16 protein-coding genes are annotated in these 21,061 nt (G+C 40.7%); 3 read left to right on the plus strand and 13 right to left on the minus strand.

All coding sequences use genetic code 11. From position 1 onward, the window contains the following. Positions 1-145: 145 nt before the first annotated feature. The 9 genes from Q0983_RS09070 to Q0983_RS09110 form a co-directional block, all read right to left on the minus strand. The gene (locus tag Q0983_RS09070; RefSeq protein WP_299551677.1) at positions 146-835 is read right to left on the minus strand and encodes a DUF1080 domain-containing protein; all 690 of its coding nucleotides are present in this window, start codon (positions 833-835) and stop codon (positions 146-148) included. 33 nt (positions 836-868) lie between these two features. Continuing rightward, positions 869-1,816: a TIM barrel protein gene (locus Q0983_RS09075; RefSeq protein WP_299551680.1), complete on the minus strand. Its 948-nt coding sequence runs from the start codon at positions 1,814-1,816 to the stop codon at positions 869-871. Positions 1,817-1,844: 28 nt separating this feature from the next. Then, positions 1,845-2,573, minus strand: a complete 729-nt coding sequence (locus Q0983_RS09080; RefSeq protein WP_299551683.1) for a GDSL-type esterase/lipase family protein — start codon at positions 2,571-2,573, stop codon at positions 1,845-1,847. An 8-nt stretch (positions 2,574-2,581) separates the two neighbouring features. Next, the gene (locus tag Q0983_RS09085) at positions 2,582-4,627 is read right to left on the minus strand and encodes a LamG domain-containing protein (protein WP_299551686.1); all 2,046 of its coding nucleotides are present in this window, start codon (positions 4,625-4,627) and stop codon (positions 2,582-2,584) included. Between the two features lie 23 nt (positions 4,628-4,650). After that, positions 4,651-6,156: an arylsulfatase gene (locus tag Q0983_RS09090; protein WP_299551689.1), complete on the minus strand. Its 1,506-nt coding sequence runs from the start codon at positions 6,154-6,156 to the stop codon at positions 4,651-4,653. Positions 6,157-6,183: 27 nt separating this feature from the next. After that, a complete protein-coding gene (locus tag Q0983_RS09095; RefSeq protein ID WP_299551692.1) occupies positions 6,184-7,416 on the minus strand; it encodes an ROK family transcriptional regulator in 1,233 nt (410 codons plus the stop codon). A 123-nt stretch (positions 7,417-7,539) separates the two neighbouring features. After that, on the minus strand, positions 7,540-8,697 hold the full coding sequence (locus tag Q0983_RS09100) for an iron-containing alcohol dehydrogenase (RefSeq protein ID WP_299551695.1): 1,158 nt from the start codon (positions 8,695-8,697) through the stop codon (positions 7,540-7,542). Positions 8,698-8,738: 41 nt separating this feature from the next. Then, the gene (locus Q0983_RS09105) at positions 8,739-9,758 is read right to left on the minus strand and encodes an alcohol dehydrogenase catalytic domain-containing protein (protein WP_299551697.1); all 1,020 of its coding nucleotides are present in this window, start codon (positions 9,756-9,758) and stop codon (positions 8,739-8,741) included. A 66-nt stretch (positions 9,759-9,824) separates the two neighbouring features. Next, entirely contained in the window at positions 9,825-11,444 is a 1,620-nt protein-coding gene (locus Q0983_RS09110; RefSeq protein WP_299551700.1) for a sodium:solute symporter, read from the minus strand. Positions 11,445-11,773: 329 nt separating this feature from the next. Between Q0983_RS09110 and Q0983_RS09115 the strand changes: the two genes are divergently transcribed. The 3 genes from Q0983_RS09115 to Q0983_RS09125 all read left to right on the plus strand — a co-directional run bounded on the left by Q0983_RS09115 (position 11,774) and on the right by Q0983_RS09125 (position 14,562). Continuing rightward, the gene (locus tag Q0983_RS09115) at positions 11,774-12,667 is read left to right on the plus strand and encodes a carbohydrate kinase (RefSeq protein WP_299551703.1); all 894 of its coding nucleotides are present in this window, start codon (positions 11,774-11,776) and stop codon (positions 12,665-12,667) included. Between the two features lie 40 nt (positions 12,668-12,707). After that, complete coding sequence (locus Q0983_RS09120) at positions 12,708-13,130, plus strand: L-rhamnose mutarotase (RefSeq protein ID WP_299551706.1); 423 nt, start codon at positions 12,708-12,710, stop codon at positions 13,128-13,130. 217 nt (positions 13,131-13,347) lie between these two features. Continuing rightward, positions 13,348-14,562: an ROK family transcriptional regulator gene (locus tag Q0983_RS09125; protein ID WP_299551709.1), complete on the plus strand. Its 1,215-nt coding sequence runs from the start codon at positions 13,348-13,350 to the stop codon at positions 14,560-14,562. 100 nt (positions 14,563-14,662) lie between these two features. On the opposite strand, the gene Q0983_RS09130 is transcribed toward Q0983_RS09125, so the two are convergent. The 4 genes from Q0983_RS09130 to Q0983_RS09145 are packed head-to-tail and all read right to left on the minus strand — an operon-like array spanning position 14,663 to position 21,056. Then, positions 14,663-16,621, minus strand: coding sequence for a hypothetical protein (locus tag Q0983_RS09130; protein ID WP_299551712.1), 1,959 nt, complete (start codon positions 16,619-16,621; stop codon positions 14,663-14,665). Positions 16,622-16,647: 26 nt separating this feature from the next. Continuing rightward, positions 16,648-17,859 (minus strand): NAD(P)/FAD-dependent oxidoreductase, encoded by a 1,212-nt coding sequence (locus Q0983_RS09135; RefSeq protein ID WP_299551715.1) that lies wholly within the window; start codon positions 17,857-17,859, stop codon positions 16,648-16,650. Continuing rightward, positions 17,856-18,428 (minus strand): hypothetical protein, encoded by a 573-nt coding sequence (locus Q0983_RS09140; protein ID WP_299551718.1) that lies wholly within the window; start codon positions 18,426-18,428, stop codon positions 17,856-17,858. The genes Q0983_RS09135 and Q0983_RS09140 overlap by 4 nt, the downstream gene beginning before the upstream one ends. Positions 18,429-18,455: 27 nt before the next feature. Further along, positions 18,456-21,056 (minus strand): LamG domain-containing protein, encoded by a 2,601-nt coding sequence (locus tag Q0983_RS09145; protein WP_299551721.1) that lies wholly within the window; start codon positions 21,054-21,056, stop codon positions 18,456-18,458. Positions 21,057-21,061 lie beyond the last annotated feature (5 nt).

Raw genomic sequence — 21,061 nt, forward strand, 5'->3', positions numbered from 1 at the left:
GTGAAGGGTCAACGTAAGAACAAGAAAGCAGCCAAATTATTTTCAACGCTTTTCACTACTTCCATTGGTATAAAAAAATGGCCTTAACGTTATGTTTAGGGCCATTTTAAAGTTTACACCTACTGTAGTTCCAGAGCTTAATTTTTTACTGGTTTAAGTCTTTTAACAATATATCTCTCAAAATAACCTCATATTTTGATTCTGGATGAATTTGAAAACCTATAAATCCGCTTTTTTGAATAGCAGGATCAGATTCATACCAATCTACCGTTTTGACGCCGTTCAACCAATGCTGGATATGGTTGCCCTGTACCCTAATCCGAACGTGATTCCACCCCTTTCGGTTGTACAATGCTTTGGTCTCGGCCTTACTTAGATCTGCTACGCTTAATTGCCTGTCATAGGGATCGTGCAATTCGCCCCACCATAATTCTTTGTCTCCGGCCCAGCCGCCCAGGTCGAATTCATAGCCTATAACCTGACCATCTGCATTCCACTTTCCCCTGTAATAAACACCAGAATTTCTATTTCCGTCACCCGCGAGTTTGCACCAAAGCGTTAGTTCGAAATCGCCATAAACTTGCTCGGTTACCAGCCATGAAGGGTCTACTGGATCCCGTTTTGAACGGGTAGCACCAACAAGTTGGCCATTTTCAACGGTCCACCACTTGGCCTCTCCTTGCCATCCATCCAAATCCTTACCATTAAATAACTCCCGAGAGTCTTCTTGTACGAGCTGTGTTCTTCGTTCTGAGCATACAGACAAACTTAAAATCGTGTAAACTAAAACCGCTACAAACAACAGAAATATTGCATTTTTTAACTGGGCTTTCATAGGCTTCTATTTTATACAAACCGAAGTTTGCGATTATTGCTTATTAAAATCTGAAAAAATGTCCCTGACATTATCAATACTAATCCCGATGGCTTTTATAGCATCCATTGTATGTGGCGTTTCATCGTCGGCCGCCTGTTCTAAAAAGAGCGCTGGTCTTTGATTGTGTTTTAAAAGCATATCGGCAATCTTGCTGTAATCAATATCACCCTCTCCAAATGTTTCGGTCCAAATCCCATTTTGGGTCTGCCTTAGATGGAGCTCCTCAATGCGTTTGGCATGTTCGTCTACTAGTCCATAAAGGGCACTTAAGGAGCCCGTTCCCTTATAAACCCAATCGGCATCGAGACAAAGCCCCAGATTTTCAGGTTTGGTATGTGCCAATACATGGTTAAACTCTTTGGCATCATTTTCCATTTCGGTATCATGGTTATGATAGAGCATCCTTATGCCAATCTTACTTAACCCAGCACCAAGCACATCTAGTGCCTTAGACTGTATTTTAAGTTCGGCATCGGTTTTATGTGGTACCAGATCCTCTTCTTTAGCTTCCGGACTAACCACCATAACATCTATGCCCGACTGTTTTAATTTTGCCCCTACCTTTAGCATTTCGCCAACCTGTTTCTGTGCTACACTTTCAATATGCACGGTGAGGCTTACAAACATGGAGGCCACATCGATTTTATTCTTATTCAGTTTTTTAAATGTCCCAATAGGATAACCTTCGGTCATTTCCATTAAAACTTCCATGCCGCTTAACGAAGCAATAGATGGATTCTTAGTGGCTTCTCCCAGGGTTTTAAACCATGTCTTCCCCTCTCTTTCCAAAAAGGTAATCCATGTAAATTCTTGACAATACACAGGTAATTGGCCGGTGTTGATATGACCGGCTGCAAAGACATCCATAGGGTTTATCATTAAAAGACTGGACCCCAAAAGGCTTTTTTTTATAAAATCTCTTCGTTCTATAGTTTTCATTGCTCTTATAATTTATAATTGGCACATATTATTGTAAAATAGCTTTGGCAAATCGTTGGGCCATTTTCGCACTCCCTTGCTCATTAGGGTGCCAGGCATCCCCCAAATCTCCTAATTCAAAACCGTTATGACAATCCACCAAAATAATTTGGGAATCATCGGTTTGCAATTCTGTGGCTAGGGCAGCCCAATTGGCATTGATCTGCGGCACTAATTTGTTCTGCTTGGGAAACTCTGTATTCAAGGGAATGATTTGCGCCAAATAGATGGTCATTTTAGGATTCTTTCGGCGTAATGCACCAATAATAGCCCGCATACTTGAAGTAACCTCCTCCATTGTGGCCTTTCCTTCAAAAACCACCTCAGCATCATTTGTTCCCAAATGGATTAATGCCATATCCGGAACGGCTTTTAAGGCTTTCATCCAAGCGTCCATCTGTTGCGCTACCTCCACTGTTGTAATCCCACTCACGCCCTGGTGCCTATTGCTAAAACGAAGGCCTTTATACATGGGGTAATCATCCGCAGCTCCCAGCCGGTTACCAACAAAATGATGTTTGTATCCCGCATCCACTAATTGCTTCCATAGCAGATACCGATAGTCTGACCCCTCTGTAATGGAATTTCCAAGAACCAATATATTTTTTGCAGTAGATATAGGCGGCATACAATTTAGGGATACTTCATTTTTCATTCGGCTGTCCTTAGCACAGTTAATTGCTATTAATACCAAAAAAAGATAGGTTAATTTACTCATGCCTTTAATTAGTTATTGGTTGAAATCTTAATACTGAATGGTTTTTTAGACATATGATTTACAAACACCACGAGGTTATCCCCCGACATTTTATTTTCTATAGCCTTATGGATCCTAACCTCCGGATTATCTGAACTAATTGAGAAATTGGAGGAGCCTACATTTTTAATAATGAAGGCACCATTTGCAAAAGGCTGCTGGCTATTAGCATTAAAACGGATACTAAAGTCTTGGATATCATCAGCATGGTTAACAAAGATGTGAGCACGTTGGTACTTATCGTATTTTACGAATTCAACCTGCTCTGAGGAGACCTTTACCGTACAGGATTCATTCCATGATTTTGATAGGTCTATGAGCGCTTCCATGCTCTGTTGCCCCATACCATATAGGCTCACAGCGGTATGTTTTATGCCTTCGGTTTTCCAAATGGGCGACCCATTGGACAATGCCGTATGTGCCGGACGATCATCCACAAAGGTAAAACGCCCATCTGAAGGCAATTGCGCAACCGGCCAATGGTTCCACGTATAAAATGCCTGGTCTACCCAAGGCTCAGCAATACTACCTTTTTCAAAAATGTTAAAGGATTTATTTTTTGATTTGGAATTGATTTTTTTAATGGTAGCTTCTTTTACCCAATTTTCTTCTTCCCATTTATCTTCATCTTCGGGCAAGGGATGTAATTTAAACGATCTAATATCTCCTTTTAAATTTGCCATAGTTACTCCTACACTATCTATATTCTGATAGGCGGACTCACCGGGCTGGCTAAACACAAAGGATTCATTGAACTGATAGGTCCCTTCCAGCGCAACGGTTTGATCATTAAACGCTTGTTTGAACCGATGACTATGCAATATTTGTTTTCTAACCGCAACCTGGTCTGGATAAATAGTTATGTACTCGTCAGCCCAATCTCCCCAATTGGTGGTTTTATCATAGTCAGGAAAATCATAAAGCACACTTACCAAAGCATACCTCCAATGGATTACAACACGGGCATCATTCTTTTCTAGAATCCTAACATGGGAATATCTACATTGCTTATCTGACATGTGTTCATTGCAGCCAGATTCCTCTAAAAAATATTCCAGGCTTTGGTTACTGGTGAAAATGCCATTTTCGGTTATCCAAGTTGGCCCGTAGTTAATGCCTCTCCAAAAAATCATTCTAACGGGGGAATCTTTAAATGTAACCAATATATCGGGATCATCGGCCACACGCCATAGGCGCTCCCACTTTTCATCATAATTTAAACGGGTATGGTAAGCGGCAAACCTATTGGGCATTTCTTCTGGTCCCTTGGGCATGCGTCGCCATTCCAAAGGTTGTTCATTGGCTAATTTCACGCGTTTATAAGTATCTAAAATCTCTGACTGGGAAAAGGCCTTGTCATAAATTTTTAACTCGTCCAAAAGACCGTCAAAAATCATTTTAGATTTGTTTTTGATACTATTTTCGCGTTCGGTATCCCGGGGACTTGTATCCGTTTTACCACGACCAATCCAGACACTATTGTTCTTATTAAACAAAATATCGCCTTCATAAACCGTAAACCCAGCTTTTTGCCCATTTACGTATAGAGTGATGCCTTTTTTAGCCTCAAAAGTAGCAACTATATGATTCCACTTTAAATGTGGCAAACGGGTTATGGAATCGGCCACTGCCTTTACAACCGATTTTCCGTTACCCAGAAAAAGTCCCAATTCACCATAGGCGCCAACACCAAAAAAAACACCTTTGTTATTTTCTAGGTTATCGAAAGCACCAGTCCAGTTCCAAGGGTATTCCTGCAATGCCAGCCAGGCTTCAATAGTAAAATTATTGTCCGGGAATTTTACTGTTTTCGATGGCAACTCCATATAACTTGTCAAACCATCCAAACTTACCGACTTTCCGTGCACACCTTCAGCCTCCATGATATACCCAATTTTATTATCTGTAGCCGCCATAGTCTCAAAATCCATATGGAATACCAATTGGTTTTGAGCGGTTAGATGAACAGTTACGAGAAATAAAGCAAATCCAATAATTTTACTTGACTTGTGCATACTATATAACTCATTAAAGGTTTTTACATGGGCCTTGAAGAACCATTGTTTTTGGTATCCCAGAACAACTTGGTTAGCGCTGCAACAATTTCTGGGTGCTCCTTGATCCTGTTGTTGGTTTCACCTAAATCCTCTTTTAAATTGTACAATGCCTCGGGTACTAAATGAGCTTCTGTGGCATCTTCAATACGTTCTTGCAGATCAAAAATGAGTTTCCAATCTCCTTTTCTAACAGCATAGCCCAAATGGATATAATTGTCTCTCACCGGTTTTTCTATTGATTCACCGTAAAATACTGGTGCAAAATCAAAGCTATCAGGCGCATCTTTTTTGGCGAGCGGGCTACCTAGAATACTTGCAAATGTGGCATACAGATCCACCTGCCCTATTAAGGCATCGCTCTTTGTATTGGGCTTTACTTTGTTGGGCCATTTTACAATAAAGGGAACGCGGTGTCCACCCTCTTCAATCCAACCTTTATAACCTTTTAAGTTTCCTGCTGAACGATGCTCGTCAAAAGATTCTCTGGGACCGTTATCACTTGTAAATACAACGATGGTATTATCCTCTACTCCTAAGTCCTTTATGGTTTTGGTTATTTGACCAACACAATAATCAGTTAGCACCACCAAATCGCCTCTTGGCCCGGCATCCGATTTTCCTTTTACAAATGCTGCCGGAGACCATGGTATATGCGGCAGGGATAAAGGCAGGTACACAAAGAAAGGTTTCTTTTCTGCCACTGTTTGCTTCATAAAATTAATGGCCCTGTTGGTAAAGGTAGTATCGGCCTTTTCATGCGCCCAATCGTGGGCAGCTAAGACATCCTTGTAATGGGTCTCCTTGGTGGTCCAATTAAAATCACCGGGCACATTAATATTATTTAGCGCCTTTAAGGGCAGGCCTTGTAACCTATTGCCATCAATAAAAGCGAATGGCGAATCGTCACTTGTACACCCTGAAGTCCCAAAGAAATAATCGAAACCTTGATCCATTGGCGTAGACTTTAATGGAGCTTCAAAATCTACATTGGCTTCATCCGGTTCTTCCTCAGGGTTTTTAAATGTCCAGTCCATACCAACATGCCATTTTCCAATGGCTGCCGTCTTATAGCCATTATTCTGGAAAAGGTTACCAAGGGTATTTTCATCTTTTGCTATAATTGGAGGCCCATAGCCTTCTTGCAATTCCACATAATTGGTGGATCTCCAGCAGTAGTTCCCAGTCAATATGCTGTACCGGGATGGTGTGCAATAAGACGCCGGACTATGGGCATCTGTGAACATAAGTCCATCTGCCGCTAATTTATCTATGTTAGGGGTATTTATTTTAGACTCTGGAAAATAACTAGATACATCTCCATATCCTAGGTCGTCGGTATATATTACTATAACATTTGGTTTTTCATTAACAGCGACCTCTTCCTGTATGACAACCTTTTCATTTTTTTTACAGGAATTTACCAAAAGGCTCAGGCAATAACATGCCATTAGATACCTCAAATATTTTTTTACGTTTAATTTTTTCATGACTATTTTAAATTTGAACTGACTCATTTAATTGATTTCCAGATTAAGCACTTTATTAAGAATTAAAGAAAAGGCCCCCATTAATGCGGCATTTTCCCCAAACGATGATTCCAAGAGTTCTATTTTGGTTGAGAGGCTTGCCATGGCGTGTTTATTAATTTCTTCTTCAAGTTTATTTATCAAGAACTTTTTTCCTCCTGTGAGACCACCTGATAACACGATGCACTCAGGATTGAAAAGCTTTACCAAAGTATCCAAACCAATCCCTAAATACCCCATAGCCCTATCGTAAATGCGCAATGCCACCGGATCGCCTGCCGCGGCTGCCGATGAAATTATTTTTGCGTCCACATTTTCAATATTGGAAGCAATCATCTGCTCCAACAATCCTGAGCCCATATCTTTTTCAAGTTCTTCTTTAGCAATCTGTACCATGCCATATCCTGATGACAGGGCCTCAAGCGTCCCCTTTAGACCGCCTCTTCCCATGAATTTACTGTCGTTGTCCATTATTAAATGGCCCAGTTCACCGGAATAGCCATTGGCTCCAAAAAAAGCTTGGCCGTTAGAAATAATACCCGCGCCAATGCCATACCCTAGGTTTACACTTATAAAGTGCTTATAGGTTTTTCCTATACCATACCATAATTCGCCAAGGGCAGTTAAACGGGAAACGTTATCAAAGAATACTGGTAGGGCCGTATAGGCTTTGAGTGCTTCCAGAATATTGACGTTTTTCCAATTAAACACCGGCGAATATTCAATAATTCCGTTGTTTTTATTTACCAGACCCGCTACAGCCAATCCAATTCCCAAGACTTTCTTGTCCTTTGCCAACTTTCTGGAGGTTAACGTCTCCACAATATTACCGATTTGCGCAATCACTTTTTCAAATCCGTCCTCAAACTTAGTTGGAATTTCACGTTCCAAAATAAAATTCCCGTCTAAGTCCGATAACACCCCACGAATGTAAGTAGTCCCTAAATCTATGCCTACCACAAAATTCTCCTCGGCATTAAATCTTAAAATTTTAGGTTTTCTACCGCCGCTGGATTCCCCGATACCGACTACGGAAACAAGCTTTTCCTTATTAATTAAATCATCAGATATTCTTGTAACGGTTGGTGCACTCAATCCCGTTCGTTTTACAATTTCGGCTCTACTAATATGCTTTTCATTTCTAATAAGATGTAAGACCCTTATTTTATTAAATTTATTTATGTAAATAGAATTACCTGTCGGTAACTTTTTGTCATTCATATGGCGTACTTTTAGCTGGGCAGATGCGGCCTGTTAAGGTACCATCTGCCTGTATTTGGTTATGCCATAAGTAAACCTGCGTTTTAATAAATTTGGGACTATAAATGGGTTTCTTAGGTGTTATTAAAAGGAGTCTTTTACCAAGGCGATCATCTCGCTTTTGGTAGCTACCTTTGGATTATTTTCATAATCTGGAAGCACCATACACTGTTCAGCAAGCGCCTCGATTTCATGTTCTGGCATATTCACATCACTAAGCTTTTTATACATGCCTATTGCCTTAAGGAACTTAACAATGGCGTGCTCCGCATGTCCGGCGGCAGCTTCATTTGATAAATCCCCTAATTCTGGATCCATTAATTTAGCCATTCTTCCATAGGCCTGCGGCGCTGAACTTGCCGTAAATTTGGTACATGCCGGATAAACAATGGCAAGGGCTTCCCCATGGGCAACATGCGGATACATGCCCCCAATGGCCATACCCATACCATGTGGCAGGGTAACACCCGCGCTGGCAATACATAATCCGGCCAGGGTGTCTGCCCATGCCATTTTTTCTCTATATTCAACATTCTTGGGATCCTCCAGAACTTTAGGTAAGTACTCGACAACATGTTCTATGGCTTCCCAGGCCAATAAATCTATATAAGCTCCGCTTCCAGGATGAATGGCACTCTCAAAAGCATGACAGAAAACATCAAAACCAGTAGGAGCCGTTATGAAGTTTGGTAGTGTAACCATTAGTTCCGGGTCTACTATGCACACTGCAGGAAAGATCAAGGGGTGATAGAGGGCGCTTTTATCTCTTTCTTCCGTATTGGTAATCACAGAAACCTGCGTTACTTGCGAGCCCGTACCCGATGTAGTACTGATGCTAATTACCGGTAAGGTTTTTTTCGTTGGTTCCTTCTTGTAAAACAGGTAATCCCAAGCGCTTCCGTCGTGTGAAGCCTCTACGGCTATGGCCTTGGCGGCATCCATACTGGAACCACCACCTAGCCCCAGAATAACATCGGCTTTATGTTCCTGGGCTAATGTAGCCCCTGCAGCACTCACTTGGGTTGTTGGGTTTGGAATAACCTGGTCATAATGGGCCACCGCAATTCCGGCATCTTCCAGTAATTTTATGACCCGATCATACATGGGCTGTGTGGCCTCTATAGCTGGTGTAGTAACAACAAGGCATCTGCTGCCGTATTTCTTGACTATGTCTCCGACTTCCTGAACCTTTCCTGCTCCAAAGATAATTTCGGTTGGTTGGTGGTATGTAAATGATTTCATATTTCGTTCTATGTATTATTATAATTTAATTGCTCTGTTTGCTAAAGGTCAATGATGACCTTTAAAGTTTGATCCCCCTGATCATCAATATATTTATAGGCGTTTAAGTAGTCTTCAAAAGGAAATCTTTTGGTTATAAGCGGTTCTGTGATCAGCGCGCCGTTATCTAAATACTTCACGGCGGCTTCATAATCTTCATGCGTATACATTAAAGTTCCTATGAGTTTAAGCTCGCGATCCCCCAATATGGAAACATCAACCCTAGGGCGGTCACCATAAACAGCAACTGCTACAACATCGCCGCCTTTGTTTACATTCTGAATGAGATTATCGAGTGCTATTTCCACACCGGCACATTCAAAGCCGACATCAAAGCCCGCGTCTCCAAAAACTTTTTCTAGGCAATCTTCCAATTGTTCTTCTTTAGGGTTGCAGGTATATTCAATGCCGCAATCCTTGGCCTTTTTCAACCTAAATTCACTTAAGTCTGTTATTAATACATTAGCGCCCCTTATCTGAGCAAACTGCGCCACAAGATTACCAATTGGTCCGGCGCCAGTAACCACGACATTTTTACCGTTTAAATCGCCCGCTTTGAGTGTACAATGCGCTGCAACCGCCGTAGGCTCAACTAAAGCACCAATTTCAAATGACATGGCATCAGGCAGTTTTATCATGCGGTCTTCGGGGAGCACAAAATAGTCTTGTGCCACACCTGGCGACTGAAAGCCTTGTACTTTTAGCACATCACAAATATTATAATCGCCTCTAAGACAAGGCCCACATTTTCCGCACACTAATTGTGGTCTGGCCGTAGCCTTATCTCCCAGCTTAACTTTGGTGACAGCTTTACCAATTTTCACGACTTCGCCGCTATATTCATGGCCCTGAACTACGGGATAGGGCGTAAAAGGGTGCTTGCCATGAAAAACGTGGATATCACTTCCGCAAACACCAATTTTTTTTACGGCAATCAACACCTCATTGGCTCCAATACTGGACGGCTTTTCAACCTCTTTAAACTCTATGGCTCCTGGTTTGGGCATTATAGCCTGTCTCATAATTTCTTTTTTACAGTTAATAAGTAACTTTTATATTTTTATTTTATAAAATGCATCGGCATCTGGTTACCCGAATATTGTATACAGCACAACAATTGTAACAAACAACAGCAACCCAAGCACCCTAACATCTCTTAGACCTTTCAATGATCCCGCAAATATTTGACCCGGGTTTGCAAAGGTAGTATTGGCAATCTGCGCCTCATCCGGTTTGGGGGTAAGCAAACTCAAGGCAACAAAAAGCACGCAACACAAGCAAAACATCCACCAAGTTCGCATCAGGAAGGGAATCCCAATACCATCTGTTATGTAGCTGTAGCCGCTTACTGGCTTAAAGTCGATCAAGAACAGCACAATACCTAGCACAAAGCCTATCAATAAGGTGTAAAAGGCCGCTTCTTTCGTACCCCTTCTATAAAATACGCCTAGAAGAAAGACCGCAGATATTGGTGGGGCCAAAGCACCTGCCATATCGTTGATGGCCTTAAAGATACTTTCAAACTTACCGCCCTGTGTAGACCACAGTATGGCTGCAACCATGACAACAACAGCTGTTATCCTCCCTATTTTTACCTGGGATTTATCTGATAAATCCGGTTTCATACGCTTCACAATATCTAAGGCCACCAAGGAAGAACAACTATTTAGGGCCGCGGCAATGGTACTCATTAAGGCTGCCAGTAAGGCCGCGGCGAAAACACCTTTTAGGCCAATTGGCAACAACTTATCTATTAATACGGGCAATGTTTCAATGGGCTCGTTGATATGTTCCTTGAAAAGCACATAGGCCAAAGCACCGGGCAGCACCAATATAAACGCCGGCAGTATCTTTAAAAGTCCTGCAAACAATGGCCCATATTGGGCGTCCTTTTGGGTTCTGGCACCTAGCACCCTTTGCACAATAGTCTGATCGGTACACCAATACCAAATTCCCAAAACCGGATAGCCCAGGAAAAAAGCGTACCAAGTATACCCATGTTCTTTACCTATAGTAGAATCGGCACCATGGAGCATTTCCAATTGCCCCGGTTTCATGGCTCCTTTCAAATCGGAAATACCAGAAAAACCGGCATCCTTAACGGCAAAAATCGCCAAAACTGTTAATATGATCGAGCCTAGCAACAGAATCACGGTTTGAATATTCTCCGTAACCACTACGGCTTTCAGGCCACCCGCAACGGTATAAATAGCTGTAATTACCGAAATGACCACAATAGACACATATATATTGACATCATAGAACTTATAGAATACACTGGCCCCCGCATATAAACTGATACCGATATGAATAAAAAGGGCACCAATAATGGCCATAAAGGCCAACAAAGATCTAGACCTGGAGTCAAAACGCCTTTCAAGGAATTCGGGCAAGGTCGATATTTTGGTTTTAAAATAAAACGGTGCAAAAACTAAGCCTAACAGCAATAAAGTAAATGTGGCCATCCACTCCCAATTACCGGCTACCAATCCCAAACTAAAACCGTCTGAGGCTAAACCTGTCAAATGAATTGTAGATATATTTGAAGCGAAAAGGGCCGCTCCTATTGTTGCCCATTTAAGACCTCTGCCCGCAAGGAAATACCCTTCACCAGTCATCTTTACTTTTCTTGTTGACAGCAAACCTACAATTACTATCCCTACCAAATACGCAATAATTATTATTGAATCTACAATCGAAATGTTCATTATCTATATGATGTTTAAAATTTACACACAACTTGGATGATAACAGGAACAGTAGTTTACTTTCTAAATTATCAAAAGTAATATAATAAAACTCTGAAATACACTGTTAAATTTAGACTAATATAACTAAAATTTTTTATAATTTTTAAGATATCAGCATTGCAAATATAACTTTTTTATATACCTTTACAAAGTTTTTAAAATTTTTTTTAAAAGCCTTGTAGCAGTTTCTTCATGTCAGAAATTGCATTTCAAGTGTTTAGTGTTTAGTTGATAAGAGGGGCGTTACATCTAGTAGCGCTCTCCTTTATTATTATTTATTTTGACAAATGATGAAAATACCCAAGGTTGTATGTTATGGAGAAGTGCTCTTTGACAAACTTCCAACTGTAAAAAAAATTGGTGGAGCGCCTTTAAACGTAGCACTTAGAATGAATTCTTTAGGCTGTCAAACACAACTCATTAGTTCCGTTGGTGCCGATCAAGACGGAAAAGAAATCATTGATTACCTCAATGCGCTTAATTTCCCAACAAAGTTTATACAACCCAACAAGCATTACCCTACGGGTGAGGCTAAGGTTTCTCTTGACGATAAAGGCAATGCATCTTATGAAATAAAGCATCCGGTTGCCTGGGATGAAATTCTATTGAACCAAAATATAACCACATTGGTATCCCAATCAGATGCCCTTATCTTTGGGACCCTATCCAATAGGGATGAGACGTCTAGGGCTACCTTACTTGAACTTTTGCAGCATACTAAATACAGTATCTTGGATTTGAACCTTAGAGCACCACATTACGAGCCATCCACCTTAAAGGAACTCATGTTTAATGCAGATCTTATAAAGTTTAGTGATGAAGAATTTGATGAAATCACTTCATTATATAAGTCCACTTATAATTCAACAGAACTTAATGTTCAGTATATATCTCAAATCACAAAAACCAAGAGTATCTGTATTACCATGGGTGCAAAGGGCGCTTTGCTCTTTTATGACGCGAAATTCTACTATTGTAAGGGCTACGATATAACCGTAGTTGACACGGTTGGTGCTGGAGACTCCTTTTTGGCAGGATTGGTAACACAATTACTGCAAAACCATAATGATCCTCAGTACGCCTTGAATTTTGCCTGTGCCACCGGAGCCATGGTGGCTCAAAACAGCGGACCGAATCCAAAAATAAAAATCCAAGATATTATTGACTTAATGTCTACATAAATTCCTTCCCTGCTATTTTTAATCTTAAAAACTAATTTTTATGAAAACTTATTTTAAAACTTTTAGTCTATTATTCACCTTGTTTTTATTGGTTTCATGCAATTCAACAACCAATAGCCCTGAGAACGAAAAAATAACAAAGCGTGTTGGCATGGTCATCAAACTGAAGCCTGAGTCTATTGAGGAGTACAAGAAATTACATGCCGATTCCAATCCTGGTGTGCGCGACTTATTAACGAAATATGGTATGCGCAATTTTTCAATCTTTCTGCAAGAAATCAATGGCGAATACTATGAGTTTGGCTATTACGAATACGTTGGGAATGATTTTGAAGCGGATATGAAAAAAATGGGTGAGGAAGAAAGAACTATTGCTTGGTTAAAAGTGTGTGACCCCATGCAAATACCATTAGAAGGCTCTAACGGTTGGACAGAAATGGAGCGTGTTTATTTTAACCCCTAAATACCGGTTTTAGTTTAAGGTTTCTAATTGGCTAAAAGCACATCGCAAATTGTGTTTTTAGCTAATTTTATTTTTTACTCCCTAAGAATCAAATTATTAGCCCTTAAAATGCACCTCATAAAGCGTAGAATCCACGATCATTTTTAATTTACTGTTAAAAAGTAAGAATTATGATTATCTTAGCACCTAAAAACCATCACGTAAAAAGACACGGATTATGATAGGAAAGGACGCTTCATACATTAACAAACTGAACAAAATTGAGATTTTAAAAATTATCCGCGATTCGGACTTAACGTCTAGGGCTGAAATCGTTAAGATTACCAAACTAAGTGCCCCTACGGTCACGAGAATTGTTGATGCTTTGGTAGAATTGGAACTTGTTAAGGTTGTGGGCGATGGTAATTCAACGGGCGGTAGGCCTCCTAAAATGCTTCAGTTCGATGGCAGCAACGCCTATGTTATTGGTATAGATTTAGGGGCTACCAGCATTCGGGGTGCCATATCTAACCTCAACGGCGATATAATTATCGAAGTAGAGACCCAAACCGATTTGAGTGGCGGCTTTGAGAAAATTTGCGTGCAGATCCATCAGATCATAGAAAAATTAAAGACCAGGTCCAAACTAGAGGACTCCTTAATTCAAGGAGTTGGTATTGCGGTGGCCGGTTTAATTAATTACGACAACGGCATCATAGAGTATTCGCCTATTTTCAATTGGAATAAAGTAAACTTCAGGCAAGAGCTACAAAAGTACATAAGCTTGCCAATAATATATGATAATGCCTCTAGGGTAACAGCGTTTGGGGAATTAATCCAAGGACACGGTAAGCAGTTTAAAAATTTCATTTTTGTAAATGCTGGGTACGGGATTGGCTCCGGGATCGTGGTTGACGGGAAACCGTTTTACGGACACAAAGGCTTTTCGGGAGAATTCGGGCATATCATTCTTAACGCAGAAAGCGAGCAGGTTGGTAAAGATGGCCTAAGGGGAAGTCTGGAATCGCTGTCATCGGGTTATGCCATTGCCGAAATTGCCAAAGAAAAAGTTGCCGCAGATCCGAATAGTAAAATACTCGAAAAATCTAATGGCAACATAGCGGACATAACGGCTAAAACCGTGGTGGCTGCAGCCAAGGAAAATGATCCTTTGGCGGTACAAATTTTTGATGATGCCATGAAGTATTTTGGAATTGGACTGGATGCCTTAATCAAATTATTTGATCCGGAAGCCATTATATTAACCGGAGGGCTTACAAAAAACGGCGACATATTTTTTGATAAGCTAAAGGAAAACATGGTCCTGAACCGATTTAAGCAATTAGAACGGGAAGTGCATATCCTGCCCTCCTCTTTTGGGGAAGATGCCTCATTGGTTGGTGCGCTATCCATCATTTTGGACCGCGTTTTCCAATTTGAATTATCTTCTTAACACCCAAAAAAGCCTTTTAAATCAGGTAGCACATTTAAATACTCGGGCCTTGTTATTGCTATAAGTTAAACAAGAAAAGAAACTATCCCGATCATAACTACTAAAACGGCTCAATTGCTATTTGGTCTTCCCCGTTTGTACGTTCCATATCCAGCCAAAGTATCAGATCGGTACCCTGTAATGTCTTTCTATAACCAAACCTATAGTCCTTACCATTTTCTAAGGCGTTTCCGTTTAATTTAATATGGAAGGGTTTGTCTCCCCAATGTTTCACGATAAATGCCGGATCAATTACCGGATTTGCTGCGCTGGCCTTTAAGGTTAACGCTACGGTAGATGTTTGGTCTGATTCCGCTTTTAGAACATAGGCCATCTCGGTTGGATCATAACCTTCGTTAATAAAATCATTTCCACTAAGCAGCAATGTTGCCGGATGCTCCCAACTCCTTGCAAATGGCACCAAATCTTCAACCGTTCCTGTAGTCATACCATGCAACATAAGTTTGGTCACGCTATTTTTAGTTTTGGCATAGGGTTCCCATTGGGCCTTGTCTGGCAAGTTCAGGCTTTCAATCATCGTACCATCGGGTTTATTAAAGTCTAAGTCATAGACAAAACCATGGGTCTTGCTTGCTAGCCTTAAGTTATCAAGGGAAAAGGTCTTGGGATTTTCTGAGCCTGCTATCTCCAAATAAATCTCATACATGCTTTCCAGATTGGCATCGCCTTGATAATCTTCCAGCATGATATCGGCCGTATAGGTATTAAAGCCCTTATTATGCAACTTAAAACCGGTCCCTAATTTTTTAAGTTCAATATCTTTGGTGATCTCAGAAGCCCTATCATACATGATAAGTTTGATGTCTGAGGTCCATAAATTGGCATAATCAAAGGAAAGCGTAATCCCGCCCTTCAAGTTTTCAGGTTTTTTAAACATTAAATCCAAAGCGCCCCAGTCTGTTGCCGTCCATTGTAGTGCTTTATTACGGATCACCGTATGATATCCATAGGTCCCCCAACTATCCACTGGAGGATCGATTGCCAGGGCAATATGCCCCAATGAGGAATGCGAGGGTCTATCGGCCGATTCGGCGCCACGACCATCACTTGCATCCTGCGAAACAGGCCAATGATCCCACCAATTGAAAAAGGAATTCTTTCCGGTTCCTCTGTAAGGCGTAATTAAATTATCAAAGGCCTTAGGTTGGGAGACCAGAGCAAAGGGATGCCATTTACTTTTTAGGTTAACCTTAAAAATGTTTGCTCTTGAAGGGTTTTTATCAAAAAACGGCGCCCCATTTTCATCCCAAACATAGGTGATATGTTCTCCGGCCATATTAGCTATGGAGATGGCCTCATTCTGAATATTTTCATGGGGTAAGGTACCTGGTTGGTTGATTACGATAGCCTCCTGGAATTCCATCCATTTTGTTAAATTGCTACTGTGGGCTGTAATTTTGCGCACACCTTTAGCATTGGGATAAATGGTATAATATTCGTCTACCCAATCAAACCACCCGGTTTCCTGATCTATAAAGGGATGCTCATAGGTAACATCTACCGGCGCATAGCGCCAGTGAACGACCACGCGGGCATCGTTATTTTCAATGATCCGCACCTGGGAATATCGACATTGCTTGTCGCTCATAGGTTCCACAATACTGGTGGTATTGGAGCTGTGTACATCTCTGCGTTCCACAAATTCATTGGTATACCAAATACCATTTTCTGAAACCCATGACGGGATATAACTGGTACCCCTCCAAAACACGAATTTATGTGCGCCGTCTTCAAATCTCACAACAATATCCGGATGGTCCCCAATACGCCAGTCCTTATCCCAAACCGGGTCATATTCCAAACGCGCATAATAGGCTCCGAATTCCCCTGGCCCCTCAGGACCTGATGGCAGTTTATGTATTTTTTTTTCTTGGGCATACATGCTCGAACTTACAACCAAGGTCATAATAAGAGCCGTAAAGATTATTTTAGAAATTGAATATACTAGCGTGTATTGTACGTCTAAAACAACTTTTTGAAGTTGCATTGTAATAGTCATGATATTCTATTTAAATTAAAAAATGTTTATGTATTACTGGTTAATATTAGTTTTATGGCCTGAAACCCGTCTTCACAAGCCCCATGAACCGTTGCGCTACCGTTGTTTGCCAGTGCTTCTCCTGCAAAGTATACCCTGTTATTTAGAGGTTGTTTTATCGTATCAATGGTTAGCCCATCACCATTTGCTGAATAGCTCCCTTTTATGTAAGGCTCTTTTGACCAATTTTGCACCAAATGCTTGATGTAATTTGCTGATGCCTTACCATCGTATATCTCATCCAACTCGACCAAAATTTTATCCACAATTTCTTGATCTGAGTTTAAATCAGTATATGGGGACGCCTTTTCTTGTACTGCGAAAAGACCAAAAATATTTTTATTAGAATCCTTTCTAAAGGCAACATCGTAAAACACCTTATCACTACTAGACAAAGTTTCTATCAACCTTCCAATGGCAAGTATATCTGGGTAAAATCTTTTCTTGAACTCAATGAATACTTTTATGCCATCACCCATGCTGATACTATTGATAGCATCTTGTTTGATGACAGGCATTTCTGGTATAAAATTGATTGTTCTACCCTGTAATATCTTTATGGGCACAGTAACCAATACCTTATCTGCTTCGTAAACTGTATTGTCTATTGACCTAACTAAGACCTTGTTAGCCGAATAGTCAATTTCAACTATGGGCTGGTTATATGTAATCTTATCGACAAACTCGGACACTATATATCTTTCGAAAAAACCAAACCAGGTCGTATTCTTAAATTTATATTCGCTATAAAAATTGCTTGCATAATTATGTTCTCTTAATTTTCCATTATTCCAAGCACTGATTTCCTGCGGATTATAGGTTATAAACTCAATATTGGAATTCTTGGTTGGGTCATCAACAATATCTGCCAGTATTGATGGGGAGGCATGTATCCATTCTGCGCCCAAGTCTATGGGAAAGTCTGCAAAACCTGTTGCTCTTTTCACCCGTCCACCAAAAGTTGAAGAGGCTTCTATTATTTCAAAATCTATATTATGACGCTGCAATAAATAGCCTGCACAAAGACCAGAGGCTCCTGCGCCAATTACAATAACTTTTCCGGAAAAATTGGTTTCAAATTTTGGAAGCACCACGCCTTGTTCATCTTCACAGGATACTAAAAATGATGAAATAAATGGCAGACTTACGCCAAGTATTAAGCTACTTTTTATAAACTCTTGTCTTGTTATTTTTTTCATTTCTTTTTCATTTTTAAGAGCATCCCAAATTCTACTCCGAAAATGGAAGAATCTACACGTTGAGCGCCAAATTTCCTTCCATAAAAAAGTTTAAAATAATATCCTATCGATTTTTTTGGCTCAACTTCAAACCCCAGATTTAATGTTGGGGTAAAATAATGCAAGGTTTCCTTTTCTGTATGTATTTGACCATTCGCAAGGTTTACGGTTCCCCCTAGTTGCTGAAAAGCCAATAGGTAACCCAAACCTAGTGCGGCAATGGGAGCAAATCTTTTATTTGCTTTCTTTCTTTGATACGATAATTCGGTATTGAAAAGAACATTTTGTTGTACATCTGGGTTTACAAAATATCCCAGTTGCGGATTAATGTTCAATTTATGAATTGGGGCTGCCCCATCTTCAGCATTGAGTTTCCATTGCTTGTAATTGAATGATGCTCCTATTTTTCCTCCAAATTGTAATCCATAGGGTGCAAAATATCCAACAGAAAGCTCTGTACTCCTTTCTTGACCCGATATACTATGACCAGTAGCCAACAACAAAGTCAGTATTAAAATATATCTATTCATTCTGCAGACAAATATGCTATTAAGGCGTTATTTTATTTCAATGACAACAGGTTTTTCGCTGTTATATTTTATCCATACAATGGTTTTAGGCTTTCCTTCTGTGTTATATTCATAGCCTACCCTGGCCTCTTTTCCTAAGGCTAATTTTTTACCATTGACTGAAATTTGATTTATCTCCAGTCTAATGTTATCAAAAACAAAAGCGGGATTATAGATTGGTGAATCTTTTGAAGCGGCCATGTTAATATTGATATCACCTTGATTGGCCTCAGCAATCATATAAGCCTTTTCAGCTTTCATAAAGCCCATACTTTTCCCATTATCAATATTGGAAATTTCTGGAGCATTTTGGAAGTATTTGGCAGGGTCAATTAAAGTATGAATGGTTTGATCTGTGAACCCATAGAAAACAGTAGCCTCTGGCCCAGGCCCACCAGAACCTAATGCAAAATGCGTTACGCGATCCGTGTCAATGGCAAATCTTCCATCTGAAGGCAACAGGCTAATAGGCCAGTGATTCCAGGGCCCTGCAAATGGGTCATCGGTGTATTTTGATTGTTCGTTCTCGCCCCAAGCAAAGATGCCCTCTTCATCATAAATTTTATATATTTTCCAGTCGGATTTGGAATTCATCCACTGTATGGAGGCGTCTTCCAACTCCCCTTCAGGCATCACATTTGGTTTTTCCCAAACATACTCCACGATTTCTCCTTTTGTATTAGCCACGGTAACGGCATTTATATTAACAACGTCTAGGGCACCTTCTCCGGGATTGGTAAAAAACTGTACATCCTGAAAACCGGGAGCTTCTATTAATTTATTATTGAAATCGGCTTTTCTAATGGCGGTTCCATCCGGATAAATGGTGTGGTACTCATCAGTATAATTTCTTTTATTGGTACACACATAGCCGATATCTACGCAAGGATAGCGCCAATGCACCACTACCCTGGCAGGATTACTTTCTATAATTCTGGCATAGCTATGTCGGTTTTGTTTATCGGACATATGCTCTGAGCAGCCATGCCTGGTGAATATTTCGGAGCTTTGGTCGGCCATCCACCTATTGTTGTCCAGCACCCAGTTGGCAGCAAAATTAGAACCGTGCCAATACACCACACTTACGGGCGAATCTTCAAACTTAACAACGACATCCGTCTTATCTGTAAGCCTCCACATTTTATCCCACAGCTCATGATAATCAAGGGTCTTGTAATAGGCTCCAAAATTTTGGGCCACCCCCACTTCTCCGGGCAGGACCGCTTTGGCTACCGGTGAGGTTCTATCGGCTGGTACAAACCGCGTATAATGCTTGGCTATTTGCTTATCGGACAGCGCGGTATCGTAAACCTTAACTTCATCTATAATGCCTTGAATACCATAGATAAATGGCAAATTTTGAGGAAATTCACGGACATAATCCGTGCCTCGGGCTTTGTCTGCATTAAGCCCTATTGACAGCCTTTTATCATTCTTTAGGGATCCCTTGAAACTGGTGCTTCCTATTGCAGCACCGTCTACATAGAATACGGCATTGTTTTCCTGTACCGTGGCCGACAAGTGTTTCCATTGGTACAAGGGCAGCTTTGTATCACTTTTGATGGTTTTTCCGTTTACCCTAAGGAATGGATGTCCATAGGCATCTACACCCAAGTAAAATCCCTGTTCCCCAAAGCCAACAGCATTATGGATTAGGGGTGCCTCATTGTATGGATATACATCAAGCGCCAACCAGCCTTCAACTGAAAAATTAGTTGGCAGTTCGAAGGGCTCTATATGCTCAATGCCAGTATAATAACCATCAAAGGCCAATGCCCTACCGGACACACCTTTCTTAACAATATAGCTACCTCCTAAAATAGTATCGACAGCTTCGTTAACAGATTCAAGGGCACTGTCTTTATAATATTCCATTTCCCAATCGGCAATACCATCTACATCACCGGCGTCCAGAATATCCATATCGAATTTCCAATGTAATACCGGTGCCTTAAGCCCCTTGGTTGCAATAACCTTATTCTGAGGTACGCGTTCTGGTTTTACCCAGCCTTTATTACCCCATACCACAGGATCGTAATCAATGCCGGAACTGGATAGCTGAAAGCTTTGCCTGTCGGCGTAATTTTCACTGGACCAACTGTTATAACTAGAGCCTGTAGCATCTTTTACCTGGCGCTCTACCCTACCATCTGGATAAATGGTAAATAGTTCATGTACCACATGGGTAAGCCCCTGCTCAAACTTAGGGTCTAAATTTTTATTGGCCGCCTTAAAAATGGCAATATCCTTTACATAACGCCAGTGCACAACTATCTTCTCTGGACTTTCTTCGAGCAGCCTAATATAGGTATACTCAAAATTACGGTCTATATCCTTATCCGGGAAGAAATCATCTACCAAAAACGTTCCCTTAGCGGTTACCCATTTTGGCAAATACCCCGTTGGTCTGGAGAATTCCAATTTATTCTCACCCAAGACCACAATTAAATCGGCATACTTGCCAACATAGTCGGATGGCGAATGCTGCACTTTTGTGTGATAAGCATAAAAACTTTCTTGTCCGCTTACCTCAATTCCCAATAATACAAATGCTAAGGAAATAACCAACGTAATATTTCTGAAATTCATGTTCT

The organism is Seonamhaeicola sp. (assembly GCF_028281565.1).
GTDB lineage: Bacteria > Bacteroidota > Bacteroidia > Flavobacteriales > Flavobacteriaceae > Seonamhaeicola.

Excerpts from the sequence above, each read along its gene's own strand:
- Q0983_RS09095 (WP_299551692.1), bottom strand. The coding sequence starts at position 7,416 with ATGAATGACAAAAAGTTACCGACAGGTAATTCTATTTACATAAATAAA.
- Q0983_RS09135 (WP_299551715.1), bottom strand. The coding sequence starts at position 17,859 with ATGAAAAAAATAACAAGACAAGAGTTTATAAAAAGTAGCTTAATACTT.
- Q0983_RS09120 (WP_299551706.1), top strand. The coding sequence starts at position 12,708 with ATGAAAACTTATTTTAAAACTTTTAGTCTATTATTCACCTTGTTTTTA.
- Q0983_RS09115 (WP_299551703.1), top strand. The coding sequence starts at position 11,774 with ATGATGAAAATACCCAAGGTTGTATGTTATGGAGAAGTGCTCTTTGAC.
- Q0983_RS09130 (WP_299551712.1), bottom strand. The coding sequence starts at position 16,621 with ATGACTATTACAATGCAACTTCAAAAAGTTGTTTTAGACGTACAATAC.
- Q0983_RS09085 (WP_299551686.1), bottom strand. The coding sequence starts at position 4,627 with ATGCACAAGTCAAGTAAAATTATTGGATTTGCTTTATTTCTCGTAACT.
- Q0983_RS09080 (WP_299551683.1), bottom strand. The coding sequence starts at position 2,573 with ATGAGTAAATTAACCTATCTTTTTTTGGTATTAATAGCAATTAACTGT.
- Q0983_RS09140 (WP_299551718.1), bottom strand. The coding sequence starts at position 18,428 with ATGAATAGATATATTTTAATACTGACTTTGTTGTTGGCTACTGGTCAT.
- Q0983_RS09070 (WP_299551677.1), bottom strand. The coding sequence starts at position 835 with ATGAAAGCCCAGTTAAAAAATGCAATATTTCTGTTGTTTGTAGCGGTT.
- Q0983_RS09105 (WP_299551697.1), bottom strand. The coding sequence starts at position 9,758 with ATGAGACAGGCTATAATGCCCAAACCAGGAGCCATAGAGTTTAAAGAG.
- Q0983_RS09125 (WP_299551709.1), top strand. The coding sequence starts at position 13,348 with ATGATAGGAAAGGACGCTTCATACATTAACAAACTGAACAAAATTGAG.
- Q0983_RS09145 (WP_299551721.1), bottom strand. The coding sequence starts at position 21,056 with ATGAATTTCAGAAATATTACGTTGGTTATTTCCTTAGCATTTGTATTA.
- Q0983_RS09075 (WP_299551680.1), bottom strand. The coding sequence starts at position 1,816 with ATGAAAACTATAGAACGAAGAGATTTTATAAAAAAAAGCCTTTTGGGG.
- Q0983_RS09090 (WP_299551689.1), bottom strand. The coding sequence starts at position 6,156 with ATGAAAAAATTAAACGTAAAAAAATATTTGAGGTATCTAATGGCATGT.
- Q0983_RS09100 (WP_299551695.1), bottom strand. The coding sequence starts at position 8,697 with ATGAAATCATTTACATACCACCAACCAACCGAAATTATCTTTGGAGCA.
- Q0983_RS09110 (WP_299551700.1), bottom strand. The coding sequence starts at position 11,444 with ATGAACATTTCGATTGTAGATTCAATAATAATTATTGCGTATTTGGTA.